Here is a 14,142-nt window from a genome sequence, read left to right as displayed (position 1 = left end):
ATGGCAAGTGAGAACGATCAGACGGGGCGGACTGGCGCTGCAGAGCTGCCGATCATTGGCCCTGGGCATACCTTCGCGACGGTCTCGGACAAGCTCACTGCGGTTGTCCTTCTCGACCGGATTCGTAAGAGCTGGGTCCTCGGCCTTGCGATCTCATTCGCGTTTGTAATGCTGTTCCTGATGTCCGTGACCGTTCTTTTTCTGAAGGGCACGGGCATCTGGGGCCTCAACGTCCCCGTGATGTGGGGCTTTGCAATTGTCAATTTCGTTTGGTGGATCGGTATTGGCCACGCTGGTACCTTGATTTCAGCCATCTTGCTACTCTTGCGGCAAGAGTGGCGAACCTCGATCAATCGGTTCGCTGAGGCGATGACTCTGTTTGCCGTCGCCTGTGCTGGCATGTTTCCAATTCTCCACCTCGGCCGGCCCTGGGTGTTCTATTGGCTTATGCCGTATCCGAACACCATGGCGCTCTGGCCGCAATTTCGAAGCCCTCTTGTTTTCGACGTCTTTGCGGTTTCAACCTATGCAACAGTCTCGCTCCTCTTCTGGTACGTCGGCCTGCTCCCTGACCTCGCCAATCTCCGAGACCGCGCGAAAAACAAGATTGCACAGCTGATTTACGGCGTGATGTCGATGGGCTGGCGAGGTTCTGCCAGGCACTGGGCTCGGTATCAGACGTCGTACTTACTCCTTGCGGGACTCGCGACCCCTCTGGTCGTCTCCGTGCACACGATTGTGTCTTACGACTTCGCTGTGAGCGTGGTTCCTGGATGGCATACGACGGTTTTCCCGCCTTACTTCGTTGCCGGAGCGATTTTCTCAGGCTTTGCCATGGTACTGACCCTGGCGATCCCTCTTCGAGCTGTATACGACCTGAAAGACTTCATCACTGATCGTCATCTTGACAACATGGCCAAGGTCATGCTGGCGACAGGACTCATCGTTGCTTACGGCTATTTAATGGAGGACTTCATTGCCTGGTACGGTGAGAATGAATACGAGTTCTTCATGATGCTCGGACCAGGACGTCCTTTCGGACCATACTGGGCATTTTACTGGGCGCTCATTGCCTGCAACATCGTGATTCCGCAACTGCTTTGGTTCAAGTTTGCTCGTCGCAACGTGATCGTGCTTTGGCTGATCTCGATCCTGGTGAACGTCGGCATGTGGCTGGAACGATTCATCATTGTGGTGACGAGCTTGAGCCAGGATTTCGTTCCCGCCAATTGGCAGGAGTACACCCCAACCTTCTGGGATTGGTCGCTCTACCTCGGAACGATCGGCGTTTTCTTCTGCCTGCTGTTCCTCTTTATCCGGGTCCTGCCTGCGATTGCGATCAGCGAGATGCAGGAACTGGCTTACGAGGTGGACCATCGCAAGAATCTTGGCAACGACGGACACGGCAAGAGCAACTCGTCGCACGCCTGATCGGGAGTGGAACTGAACGATGGACGTGACCCACCCAGAACTCTACGGGTACATCGCTGAGTTCAAATCGCCGTCCGAACTGGTCACTGCGGCGAGCAAAGCGCGAGAGGCCGGGTATCGGCGGATGGAGGCCCATTCCCCGTTCCCAGTGGAAGGGCTGGCCGAGGCAATCGGATTTCGGAAAAACCGAATTCCCGCGATCGTCTTCACGGCGGGTTTACTCGGTGGTCTTGGCGGTTTTGCCATGCAGTACTTCGCCTCTGTGATCGACTATCCGGTTAACATCGGAGGCAAACCGCTCAATAGCTGGCCGGCCTTCATTCCGGTGACCTTCGAATGTACGATTTTGGCCGCTGCTTTCGCAGCCGTCTTCGGTATGTTGTTTCTCAACGGGCTTCCGATGCCTTACCACCCGGTATTTAGCGTGGAAAAGTTCGCCCGCGCCTCTCACGACCGATTCTTCCTGTTTATTCGTTGGGACGACGATCAATTCCACGAACAGGAGACCCGTTCGTTTCTGGAGGGGTTCACGCCCGAATCGCTCTCGGAGGTGCACCAATGAACCCCCGGAATCGACCATTTCGGCGGCAATCTGATCGACGACGAGGGTTCCCCCTCGTGATCCTGATCCTTGGGGCTTTGGGGATTGGTGGGTGTCGCACGGAGATGTACGACCAGCCTCGGTACGACACCTTTCAAGCGAGCGACTTTTTCGCAGATGGACTCTCAGCTCGTCCCCTCGTGGCTGGGACCGTCGCACGCGGGTGGTCACGCACTGACGAACATCTTTATTACGGTCAAGAAAACGGTCAACTCGCGACCTCGTTTCCCTTCCCGGTTGACGAGACCGTTCTTGAACGTGGAAGGGATCAATATACCGTTTTTTGTTCACCTTGCCACGGTGGCCTCGGTGACGGCCAAGGGATGATCGTACAGCGGGGAATGCCAAAGCCTCCGAGTCTTCACGAACAGCGCCTCCGCGATATTCCGGTTGGTCATGTCTACGACGTTATCACTCGAGGCTATGGAGCAATGTATTCCTACGCTCATCGAATCAAGCCTCACGACCGATGGGCGGTGGTGGCGTATATCAAGGCACTTCAACTTAGCCAGAACGCTCCGATTGACACCCTTGATGAGGCCGACCGGCAACGGGTGCAGCAGTCCCAGGAGACGGCCCAGTGACGAGTTTCTTCGGAAAGAATGGGAACGGCAATGGGAATGGCGATGCCCTTGCCAACCGTTTGGAACAAGTCTTTCGAATCGCCGGCATTGTTGGAATCGCAGGTCTCTTACTTTGCATCCTGGGTGCTTTTTACGACGTCCAGCAGGTTCTGCGATCCTATCTGATCGCGTACATCTTCTGGTTTGGGCTCCCTTTCGCCTGCCTCAGCCTATTGCTTCTGAATCATCTTGCAGGAGGAACCTGGGGATTAATTCTCCGACGCCCTCTAGAAGCCGGCGCCTCGACCCTCGTTTTGATGACGCCGTTGTTTTTGCCGATCGCGTTCGGAGTCAGCCAGATTTACCCCTGGGCTGGGGCAGATCACGGACTCAGTCATAGTGCCCACGATTCTTCAGAGAATCACGCAGCAGATACAGATCACGAGGACACGCACTCCGATTCCGATCATGAATCGGCCGGGGCTGGACATGCTGATTCTCAAGAACACGGTCACGCTTCGCACTTCAATCACAAAGAGATTTGGTTCCAAAAGCCATTCTACTTTGCGAGGTCTGCTGGCTACTTCGTGATCTGGGGTGTGCTCGCCTTTTTGCTCGTTCGTTGGTCAGGCGAGCAGGATCGTTCCCCGAACCCTGGCGTACCGACCCGCAGAATGGCTCTCCTGGGGGCTCCTGGTCTGATCCTTGCATTTCTCACGGGCACATTTGCCATGTTTGATTGGGGGATGTCACTTGACCCCGATTGGTACTCGACGATCTACGGCGCGATGTTGATTGTCGGTATGGGTCTTCAGACCTTTGCCTTGCTCAACATCGTTACGACGTTGCTGGCCGAACGAGGAGCGTTGGGAGACCTTGTTCAGCCTAAACGGCTGAGGGACCTCGGAAACCTGATGCTCGCCTTCGTCATGCTCTGGGCATACACTTCCTACAGCCAATTCCTGATTGTTTGGAGTGGCGATCTCAGCGAGGAGATTCCTTGGTACCTCCAGCGATCACGGTTTGGTTGGCAATACGTCGTTGGTTTTCTGGCGATCTTTCACTTTTTCCTCCCGTTCTTCGTGTTATTGTTCCGGTCGAATAAGGAAAGTTCGACACGACTCCGAGCCATTGCTGCCTTCATTTTTGTGATTCACCTTGTGGATCTTTACTGGCTCCTAGCTCCGTCACTCGGGTATCAGCGGCCGATCCCGCATCTCTTCGACATTGCGGCGATATTGGGGCTTGGTGGTCTCTGGCTGGCTGCATTCACGTTCTTCCTCAATTCACGGCCCCTGCTCGCCAATCACGATCCTGCTCTTGTCGAACTTCGTCATTATGACGCCGCTCATGCTTCACATTCGGGGGGAGCTTGAACCATGGCTGATCACATTCATCATGATGAAACGCTGAACCCTCATGCTCGAGGATACCAGGAAGACCGAATTCATGTTGGACCGATCGCACTCTTCACGGTGGGTTTGACGGCAGTCGTTGTGATCGTGTTCGTTGCCATCGCATTTTTGATGAACCGTTTCAACCAGGCCCAGGAACGTCTCGCAGACCGGCGACCAGCGATCTTTGCTCTTGAGGACGACGATCTGTATCCAGGACCTCGACTGCAAGAGAAGCCTAGTCGAGACATGGAGGTTATGCGTCGCGAAGTGAATGAACGACTGGATTCTTATGGATGGGTGGATCGTGACTCTGGGGTTGCTCATATTCCGATTGACCGGGCCCTCTCGCTGATCTTGAAGGAGGGGCTGCCCACCCGGGCATCGGAACCTGAAGGAGCATCGGAATGAATTGTTTCCTCCGTTCGTCACGATTTGGCGTGCTGGCCTTGATGGTGATGGTGGGTCCGTTTGGAACCACATCACTCTTCGGCCAGCCTTCGCCAACGCGAACGGAACGGCCTGAACTCACGCCACAGCCAGGGATTCTCAGTAGGGTCAATTTTGAGCAGAAACCAGGTTCTCAGGTCCCACTTGATCTCGTCTTCGTCAATGAACTGGGTGATTCGGTTCGTCTTGGAGACCTCATTGGTGACCGCCCCGTGATTCTCAACCTCGTTTATTTCGATTGCCCCCTCCTTTGTAATCAGGTGCTTGATGGCTTGGTTCGGAGTCTAAACGTCCTCAATGATTACACTGTTGGTCAGGCATTCGACGTGATCAGCGTCAGCATTAACCCCAACGATTCTCCTGAGTCTGCCATGGCCAAAGAATCGGCGGTGATGCGGGCCTATCATTTCTCCGGAGATGAAGCGAGGAAGGGCTGGCATTTTCTCACGACCAAGGATGAAGCGACGATTGGCAAACTCGCCGACTCTGTCGGGTTTTCTTACAGCTACAATCCTCAATCGAAGCTCTATGCCCACGCCGCTGGCCTGGTATTTCTGACCCCAGAGGGCAAAGTCTCTCGGTACGTCTACGGGATCAGTTATCCTGCTCGTAATTTGAGACTGGCATTGACCGATGCTTCGAACGGAACGATTGGTGGCGTGGCCGAGCAAGCCCTGCTGCTTTGCTACGTCTACGACCCGGAGAGCGGGACGTACAGTTTCGCGATCATGAATGTGGTCCGTTTTCTGGGCATCTTTACTGTGCTCAGTCTTGGCTCATTCATGATCGTCATGTTTGTCAGGGACCGGCGGAGGGCATCGGTTTCCCCCGCAGCGATGATTCCGACATCGAACGCCCACTTGGACCGTTAAGCGAGAACATGGAACTATGTGGGAATTCCCACTCTTCCCCGACTCAGCATCAACGTTCGCGCCGAAGGTCGATGCCCTCTACATCGGGCTCATGATCGTCAGCGCGGCGTTTACTTTCGCGTTCTGTTTCTTCGTGCTCTTCTTCGCCGTGAAATATCGGCGTGGTTCAAAAGCAGACCGATCAAACATTCGCGATTCGAGCCCATTGGCCGAAGCGATCTATATCACGGTCCCGACCTTGATCGGTATCGGCCTGTTCATGTGGGGGGCCATCATTTACTTCGAACTGGTCAGTCCTCCTGGGGACTCGATCGAAATCTACGTCACTGGAAAGCAGTGGATGTGGAAAGCTCAGCACCCGGAAGGCAGTAGTGAGATCAACGAGTTGCATATTCCTGCCGGGAAGCCAGTTCGTCTGATCATGACCTCCGAAGATGTTATTCACAGTTATTACATTCCCGATTTTCGAGCCAAACAGGACGTACTTCCTGGTCGCTACACATCGATGTGGTTCCATCCGACAAAGGTGGGACGATTCCGATTGTTCTGTACGGAATACTGTGGGACCGAGCACTCGAGGATGGGAGGGTGGGTGACTGTGATGGAACCTGCCGCCTATGAAGCCTGGCTTGAAGGAAGCAGTGAGACAACAGGGTTGGCAGCGGAGGGGGAGGCCCTGTTCCGCCAATATCACTGTAGCGGTTGTCACGGTGCAAACTCGACCGTGAAGGCTCCTCCGCTCGAAGGAGTGTTCGGTGGTCCAGTCCCTCTTCTGAATGATCCAAAGGATCCGCAGAGCGGCTCGAAGATTATCGTTGCGGATGAACGATATGTCCGTGATTCGATCCTTCGGCCGATGGAGGAAGTCGTCGCCGGTTATGAGCCCTTGATGCCCTCCTTTGCTGGCCAGATTCCGGAGGATGACCTTTTGAAACTGGTTTCCTACATCAAGTCGATTGGTCGAGGACGGCAAACCCGGACACTCACGGATCGTGGAATGTCAGAGGGAGAAGGAGCCGCATCCAACATTACCGACTTCATGGGTGGGACTTCAGCGAACGGAGGGACCAACTGATGAACACGGCACCGCAATCCGATGATCCGAGAGTGATCGAAGAGTCTGATTCGAAGATGGGCTATCTCGGAGCCGATTACACGATAAAGAGTTGGCTCCTGACCACCGACCATAAGCGGATCGGTCTGCTGTACATGATCTCGATCACGGTGTTCTTTCTTCTTGGTGGAGCAGCAGCAACGCTACTCCGTCTTGAACTGATGACACCGCGAGGCGACGTTTTTGGTTCGCCGGACGACTACAACCGTTCGTTTACCATTCACGGCGTGTTTATGGTCTTCTTCTTCTTGATCCCTGGTGTTCCAGCGGTCCTTGGGAACTTCTTGATTCCCTTGATGATTGGAGCCCGAGACCTGGCGTTCCCTCGGCTCAACTTGATGAGCTGGTATATCTACATGATTGGTGGCCTATTCACCCTGTATGCCCTTGTTGCAGGTGGGGTAGATACCGGGTGGACGTTCTACACGCCGTATTCGACCATGTTCTCGAACACCCAGGTGATTGCTGCGGCGCTGGGGATCTTCATCGTCGGATTCTCGTCGATTCTGACAGCGTTGAACTTCATCGTGACGATTCACACGATGAGAGCTCCGGGCATGACGTGGTTGCGTTTGCCGCTGTTCATCTGGGCCCATTACGCAACCAGCTTGATCATCGTCCTCGGAACACCGGTTCTTGCGATCACGATTATCCTGGTCGCTGTGGAACGGCTGTTTAAGGTTGGGATTTTTGATCCAGCATACGGGGGCGATCCGCTCCTGTTTCAGCATCTCTTCTGGTTCTACAGTCACCCGGCTGTATACATCATGATCTTGCCGAGTTTCGGAGTGATCAGCGAGATTGTGACAGCCTTTGCCCGCAAGAAGATCTTTGGCTACTCCTTCATGGCAGGTGCTCTTCTTGCCATTGCGGTGCTTGGTTTTCTGGTCTGGGGACATCACATGTTTGTCTCGAGCCAGTCCATGTACGCTGGAATGATCTTCTCGGTTTTGAGCTTTCTCGTCGCCGTTCCCTCAGGAATTAAGGTCTTTAATTGGACGGCAACTCTCTACAAGGGGTCGGTCTCGTTCAAGACCCCCATGCTCTATGCCCTGGGTTTCATCGGTTTGTTTACGATTGGAGGGCTAACCGGCTTGGTGCTCTCCACGATGGCGACCGATGTCCATGTGCATGACACCTACTTTGTCGTGGCACACTTCCACTACATTATGGTTGGTGGCATGGTGATGGCTTACCTCGGTGGCCTTCACTTCTGGTGGCCAAAGATCACCGGCCGCATGTACTCGGAATTCTGGGGAGCACTTTCTGCTCTCACAGTGTTCATCGGGTTCAACCTGACATTCTTCCCTCAGTTTTTGCTGGGATACATCGGGATGCCTCGACGTTATTACGAGTATCCCGAAGAGTATCAGGTGCTCAACGTGATGTCGTCAGCCGGCGCGTCCGTATTGGCGGTTGGCTACATGATGCCCCTGATCTATTTGATGATCTCCTTGAAGGTCGGTAAGATCGCAGGCCCCAATCCCTGGGCCGCGTCTGGGCTTGAGTGGGAGACGTCGAGTCCCCCTCCTACCCACAATTTCCTGGATACCAAGATCGTGACCAGCGGTCCCTACGACTACGAGTTGCAGGAATTCGCTGACATGCAACGCGAAGTGCAGGAGCAAGGCATTGTCTAGCCCATCGGCGACCGTACACGACAATACCTATGGTCAGGACGATACGTACCTGTACCACCACTTCGAGGATCTGCAACAGCAGCACGAGAGTTCCAGCCTCGGCATGTGGGCGTTTCTCTCGACCGAAGTTCTCTTTTTCGGGGGGGTTCTGGGTGCCTTTGCGGTTGTCCAGACCCTCTACGGGCCTGCGATGAAGGCTGCCAGTTCGCACCTGGATCCGATTTTGGGTGCGTACAACACAGCCGTTCTACTGGTTTCCAGTCTGGCCATGGCTCTTGCCGTACGTGCCTCCCAGCTTCGGCAACAGCGAAACACCGTCCTCTTTTTGATTGCGACGATTGTCCTAGGTTCGGTCTTCCTTGCAGTCAAGGCGTACGAGTGGAATCACGATTACCACCTGGGTTTGGTTCCAGGGATCAATTTCGATCTGGAGCGTTATCCAGGTCGTCAGATTCTCTTCTGGTCGTTCTACTTCACACTCACGGGTATCCATGCCTTGCACATGGTCATCGGCATTGTGATCATCGCAATCATGGCTGTCCTCGTTCAACGGCGTTGGTTTTCTGGCGGTGGTGCCACCCAGATCGAGATGCTCGGCCTTTACTGGCACTTCGTTGACATCGTCTGGGTTTTTCTCTACCCAATCCTTTACTTGATTAACCGATGAGCCAGCACGTCATCTCGATCCGAACCAACTTGATCATTTTTGCGATCCTGATGGCCTTGATGGTCCTGACGGTCGTGGTTGCGTTGGTTTTCGAATTCGGAGTTTTTGAAATTCCGATCGCCTTGACCATCGCGACGATCAAAGCAGTCCTGATCATGCTTTATTTCATGCATCTCAGGTTTAGCAGCCGACTGACCTGGCTGTTTGCCGGTTCGGGATTGTTCTGGTTGTTGATTCTCATTGCTTTCTCCCTTTCAGACTTCCTGAGTCGGGGATGGATCTCACCGATTGTTGTTTCGGGAGAATCCCGCGAGGCAGCCTCGGCATATTTTGGTGGGCTTCCTGACCCTGACACTGTTCTCTTGAACTCGAATTCAGGCGAAGCAAGCGGGCATCACTCTGGAGATTCCCACTAGTGCTGCTCAAGTGAGATTCGTGAAGTCTGTCGAGACTTACCACGATTCTCTTCGATCCTTGCGAAATGGGGTTTGTTTCCTCCTGACCGACCGAGTCAATCTCGGTCGGTTTTTTTTTCTTACGAATCGGTGCGATCGAAGAGAGTGAGACTGGCCACGAATCCATGAACGAAGTTACGTCTACCGACCTGGCCAATTTCCCCCATTGCAAAAAACCACTGACAGGTATCGGGCCAGGCAGTTCCAGAATCGTTGCCGCATCGTGATCGGGACGAGGAAAGAGTCGACTGCCTCTTCCGTTGCCGGTGAACAGGAGACCTGCGACCGGCAGATCGGTGTCGAGCGCGTTGAGAAGTTCTCGCAGATCTTCCTCGGCAGATTCGGCATCCCTCACATGAAACCGAACGGTCTGACCAACACGCATCAACTCGGTAGCGATCAATCCTCCGCGAGGGTCGATCCCCAAGATGCTTCGGACCAGAAAATCCCCTCGTTGAAAGGTATCCTGATATCCACTCATGACACGCCCCAGGTGGAGACCTGCTCGAACCCGTTGCAGATCACCTGGTGGTATCGTCTGAAGCATTTCCTTAAGGACGTCCACCGCTGGTCGTCGACCAAGTTCTAGAACAACCCACTGGTCGACTTTGGTCACGATCATGGGGCGGGCTACATCCCTGGCTCACCACTCTTCTGACCCGAATCGGCCCGTCGAGCAGGAAGGACACCGATGGCCCCGTCACCAACAACTGGATGGTTTACCACCAGGAAAATTTTCTCCCGGCGATTTGGCTCCACTGGCCATTCCACCAATCACCGGCAATCCAGGATGGAGCTCATTGGATGAATTGGGCCATTCTTCTAGAGGAAAGGAAAACGGATCTCCGAGTAGTAGCAGGACCTGAGTTGGAGCGGGAACGGTTTAGGGTTGAATGATGAACTCGCTGTGACTTTCGAGACCGGTTGCTCGATAGGGGTGCACCAGTGTTCCCGGACTTCGAATGGCCCAAAGCGCACATGCTGGTCCTGATTCAATTTCTCGACCTTCACCGACAATCGACTCTGCAGTACATCCGATGACATGATGAGCCAGTTCGTTCTGGATGAGGTCTGTTGCGAACGAGCCAAGAGCGTTTGCACGATGGGGCGACACGAAGAGGGCAGCGAGGGTCGCAGGTTCGTTCCCGAAGTCGCGGCCTACGCTCGTGGAGACGTCTCGGAAGGCCGTGTTGGAATCAGACGCGATCGAGAGGGTCGAAGTGACAGTCACCATAATGAAAGAGTTTCCGCTTTAGGTTAGTCAAGGGATCATGGGGTCTGATTGGCGTCCCCAAACTGGACAAATGTTTGCAGGTATTGGATTGGGGGGGGCGTCGAGTTGGTTGACGCAACGTACCTCATCACGAAAGTTGATCCGGGTTCGATGCGACTGGAACTGAGAAATTGGTCGCGAACTGAAAACGTTCGACTCTACTGATTTGAACCACTCACTCGATACGAAGGGTTCAAGTCGATTGAACAAGGAGATCTTCGAGAACCGCCAGGAGGCGATCGAAGTCAATCGGCTTGGCCAGGGTGCCACTCACACCGAGGGCCTGCAACTGTTGGCTCCGCTCATCAAGCACATCTCCCGAGAGAATTAGGACGGGCAGATTCGCGAGATGATCGTCTCCTCGAATGCGCTGAAGCACTTCAATTCCATCCATTCGGGGCATCATCAAATCGAGGAGAACCATCGTGGGGCGCTCTCGGGCAAGCAGTTCCAGCGCTTCGGGGCCGTCACAGGCGGTCATCACATCGAAGCCGGAAAGCTCAAGCAGATGGCTCATCGGTAAGCGTGTCGTCTCGTCGTCCTCCACCAATAGCACGCGAGGCCGATCGCCCAAATCTTTTTCTGCCAGGGGATGTTGATCCGAGGAGGCGAATGACCCAGGAGGGCAGGGAAGGGGAGTGACCGGGAAGACCGAGACAAATCGACTGCCCGAACCAGAATTGCTCGAAACTTCCATCCGGCCACCGACGGCTTCAACAAGTCGTCGACAGATCGCCAGGCCAAGCCCGGTCCCCTTGGAACGATCTCGCTCAGGATTACGAAGTTGGGCGAATTCGTCGAAAATCTGTCCGAGTTGAGTTTCTGGGATGCCAGGGCCAGAGTCCTCAACACTAAATTGCAGTCGACCGTCGGGAGGTAAGGAAACCAACACCCGGATATAGCCTGTTTCCGTAAATTTGATTGCATTGCCTACGAGATTGGAAAGAACCCTTCCCAATTTGACACGATCTGCCCGAACCCAGCGGGTCGTCCCTTCAAAGTCCCAGGAGAACGCGAGGTGCTTTTCCTCGGCAGCCAATTGCATGGGTCCCAGGGTTGAATCAAGCCATTCCTCGATTGGAAACTCAACCTGGTACTGGTTGATGACTCCAGAGTCGAAACAGGTCAAGTCGAGCAGGTCGTTGACCAACTCAGCCAGATTACCGGAAGCTCGTTTCAGATAGCTTGATAACTGGTTCAACTCGTCATCTTGAGGGAGCTCTCCGAGTCGCCGGGCGAGGGTTTCTGCGAGCAAGTTGAGCGCGTTGACAGGAGTTCTTAGATCGTGACTGATCGCGGAAAGGAAGCGAGATTTGTTCCGGGCAGATCGCTCAGCGTCGTCTTTGGCCTTTTGCATCGCGTCGGCGGTTCGCTTCCGGGCCGTTACGTCACCGATCAGGGCAAGGGCCCCGATCGGCTCTCGGTTGGAGGTGAGAAGAGGCTCGAATCGCCATTCGAGATAACGGATCGACTCTCCTCCGGCGGATTCCGTCCAGGGAGCGTTAATCTGGACATGAGGCTCAAGGTCGGCCACGCATCTCCGAACTGCAGAAAGCAAATCAGGAGAGTCTGCAAAGAGTTCTGCTGCCGAGGCGCCGATGATCTGAGACCGTGATCGGCCAAGAATCCGCCAGGCCGGCCCATTACATGCCCGACACTGACAATCGAGATCGAAGTAGGCAACTCCGACGGGCAAGTGATCCAGGAGCGCTTTGAGTTGTGCCGCCCGCATCGCAAGGTCGGATTGCAACTCGCTTCGTTCGGTCATGTCGTGATAAGTCGCGATCGCACCTCCATCGATCGTGGGAAAGGGATGGGCGATGACCTCGAAGATTCGCTCAACTCCGTCAGGCCGGATGTAGCGGATCGTTTCCCGGACTTCTTCGGCCCGGTAAAACGCCCGCCAGAGGGGGCGATTGAACTCTGCGATCGGCGAGCCGTCGAGCGTCTGGACAGGAAAGAGTCTTGAGTACTGCTGGAGTGACATCGGTGCAAGATCGTCCTTGCCTAGCATTTCGCGACAGGCAGGATTGATCAAGGTCACACGCGGATTGGGGCCGGTAACGAGCACCACTCCTATCGGAATCAAATCGACAATCGATTGAAAGCGCCGATGCTCGGCTTCAGCATCAACACGGGCAGAGAGTTCACCGAAAAGCAGTTGAACATCATTGAGAGATGCAGAAATGATTGAAGAAAATCCAAGTAACGCATCAAGGCACTCGTCACTTGGTTCTGATCGCATTGCGGCAACCAGAATTCCGTGACGCTCTCCCGCGACGCTCAGGGGAAGGGCAATCAATGATCCGAGCCGGTGGCGTGCAATCCAATCACGATCGAAGCGTTGATCGGCCTGGAGATCCTCCACCAGAAAATGCATCCCACTTCGGGCGACCTCGATTATCTCGGGGGGGAGCTCCGAGGTCGTGTCGATGGACTCTGGATCAATCTCTACAGAATCGCCTGGAACACCGGAGGCAGCGAGACGGTACTCTTGTGAAACCGGATCCATCAGCCAAACCCGAGCAATCGCTGCACCAAAATCCTGGATCAAGGTATCGATCGCGGTGGACAAGACCAGTTCAAGACTTGGGCGAGAGCCGAGCCGATCAGTGAGGCGGGTGGTCATCCTCAGATAATCAAGCAGGGCTGCACGCCCCTGTCCCTTTGCAGACTCAACCGAGGGTCGGAGAGTCATTACTGTCAGGTCGTTGTCTGCTTCACGGAACGTGGAACCGATTTCGCAATCGAGCTTCAGGTTTGTACCGTCTGGTCGAGCGAGCGTTGCCTGAAAGCAAAAGGATTGCTCACGCACCGATATTTCAAGAGAATGGGATTGCTGGCTTCCATCCGACCAGCTGAGCAATTCTCTCAGGAACATCCTCGTCAACGATCCCTGAGGACGACCGGTGGTTTGCTCGGCGGATCGGTTGGCGAAAACGATCCGCTCGTTCTGGTCAATCACAATAATCGCGTCGCACAGGGCGTCGAGAATCGGGTTTCGAGCGATTACTCCCGAAGCATTCAACGCGAACCCTCCATGCTCAACGACACCATGCCCGAACGCCACCCTTCCACAGAGGGCATTCCGATGCGAGCAGACTGAACCATCCCCTCTGGCAACGTGCTCCCGCTTGTGAGTGAGCACAAGAGCGACTCATGGCTCGACGCTAACGAGCGGACCTGAGGGTAAGCCCCGATGATTTTCGAGAGGAAGAACGTCTCACGAAGGTGTCGATCTTTAGGGACGCCACTGACTATAGCGAGCTGACCAGAGTGATGGTAGCCTCGATTTTCGGAAATTCTCCGTCGATCCGCTTCTTAGGTCCAACGTCCATCCCTGGTCCCATTCCCCTGAATGTTCTGGTTTAAGGAGCCCCTCTGGCCCATCAACGTTCACGGGACAATCCCACGAAGAGATCGACAAGCCAGGACGACTAGGTGAGATGGGTGGACGAAGGCAACTTTTTCGTCTTGTTGGGTTCGCGAAGTTTTTTGGATCCTTAATGCGGAAAATGGATCAGATCTCACCAGGTCACTTCGATCAAGGTGAGGGTGCTGAGAAAGCGATCAATTCCGAATGAACAGGGGATCGCCAGGTGGTCCAAGTCGGGTGATTGAGATTCCATTCGACCTGGTTTGTCAGCGATGTGGAGGACGGAGAGGCAATGCTTCAAAACAA

The 14,142-nt window shown here is 54.5% G+C and carries 11 protein-coding genes and 1 pseudogene; 10 read left to right on the top strand and 2 right to left on the bottom strand.

Annotated elements, in window-relative coordinates:
• From nrfD to HG800_RS28540, 10 genes and pseudogenes are all read left to right on the top strand, one after another.
• Nucleotides 1–1,431: an NrfD/PsrC family molybdoenzyme membrane anchor subunit gene (gene nrfD, locus HG800_RS23830; RefSeq protein ID WP_169980300.1), complete on the top strand. Its 1,431-nt coding sequence runs from the start codon at nt 1–3 to the stop codon at nt 1,429–1,431.
• Between the two features lie 19 nt (nt 1,432–1,450).
• Nucleotides 1,451–1,993: a DUF3341 domain-containing protein gene (locus HG800_RS23825; protein ID WP_169980298.1), complete on the top strand. Its 543-nt coding sequence runs from the start codon at nt 1,451–1,453 to the stop codon at nt 1,991–1,993.
• Nucleotides 1,990–2,616, top strand: a complete 627-nt coding sequence (locus tag HG800_RS23820; RefSeq protein ID WP_169980296.1) for a c-type cytochrome — start codon at nt 1,990–1,992, stop codon at nt 2,614–2,616. The genes HG800_RS23825 and HG800_RS23820 overlap by 4 nt, the downstream gene beginning before the upstream one ends.
• A complete protein-coding gene (locus HG800_RS23815) occupies nt 2,613–3,971 on the top strand; it encodes a hypothetical protein (RefSeq protein WP_169980294.1) in 1,359 nt (452 codons plus the stop codon). The genes HG800_RS23820 and HG800_RS23815 overlap by 4 nt, the downstream gene beginning before the upstream one ends.
• A 3-nt stretch (nt 3,972–3,974) precedes the next feature.
• A complete protein-coding gene (locus HG800_RS23810) occupies nt 3,975–4,400 on the top strand; it encodes a hypothetical protein (RefSeq protein WP_169980292.1) in 426 nt (141 codons plus the stop codon).
• Nucleotides 4,401–4,429: 29 nt separating this feature from the next.
• The gene (locus tag HG800_RS23805; RefSeq protein WP_315852099.1) at nt 4,430–5,311 is read left to right on the top strand and encodes an SCO family protein; all 882 of its coding nucleotides are present in this window, start codon (nt 4,430–4,432) and stop codon (nt 5,309–5,311) included.
• Between the two features lie 16 nt (nt 5,312–5,327).
• On the top strand, nt 5,328–6,386 hold the full coding sequence (gene coxB, locus HG800_RS23800) for a cytochrome c oxidase subunit II (protein WP_169980288.1): 1,059 nt from the start codon (nt 5,328–5,330) through the stop codon (nt 6,384–6,386).
• Between the two features lie 56 nt (nt 6,387–6,442).
• On the top strand, nt 6,443–8,065 hold the full coding sequence (gene ctaD / locus HG800_RS23795; protein ID WP_206352432.1) for a cytochrome c oxidase subunit I: 1,623 nt from the start codon (nt 6,443–6,445) through the stop codon (nt 8,063–8,065).
• Nucleotides 8,058–8,732: a cytochrome c oxidase subunit 3 gene (locus HG800_RS23790; RefSeq protein ID WP_235963926.1), complete on the top strand. Its 675-nt coding sequence runs from the start codon at nt 8,058–8,060 to the stop codon at nt 8,730–8,732. Before ctaD ends, HG800_RS23790 begins: the two co-directional genes overlap by 8 nt.
• Nucleotides 8,729–8,992 (top strand): annotated as a pseudogene (locus HG800_RS28540) (cytochrome C oxidase subunit IV family protein); the annotation flags it as partial. The gene HG800_RS23790 and the pseudogene HG800_RS28540, both read left to right, overlap by 4 nt.
• On the opposite strand, the gene HG800_RS28535 reads toward HG800_RS28540, so the two are convergent.
• Nucleotides 8,970–9,734: an FIST C-terminal domain-containing protein gene (locus HG800_RS28535; RefSeq protein WP_390622660.1), complete on the bottom strand. Its 765-nt coding sequence runs from the start codon at nt 9,732–9,734 to the stop codon at nt 8,970–8,972. The pseudogene HG800_RS28540 and the gene HG800_RS28535 sit on opposite strands and share 23 nt — an antisense overlap.
• Before the next feature lie 919 nt (nt 9,735–10,653).
• On the bottom strand, nt 10,654–13,488 hold the full coding sequence (locus tag HG800_RS23775; protein WP_169980282.1) for an ATP-binding protein: 2,835 nt from the start codon (nt 13,486–13,488) through the stop codon (nt 10,654–10,656).
• Nucleotides 13,489–14,142 lie beyond the last annotated feature (654 nt).

Origin of the sequence: Tautonia rosea, from assembly GCF_012958305.1 — a bacterium.
Classification (GTDB): Bacteria; Planctomycetota; Planctomycetia; order Isosphaerales; family Isosphaeraceae; genus Tautonia; species Tautonia rosea.
This window is presented reverse-complemented; position numbering and strand designations above follow the sequence as displayed.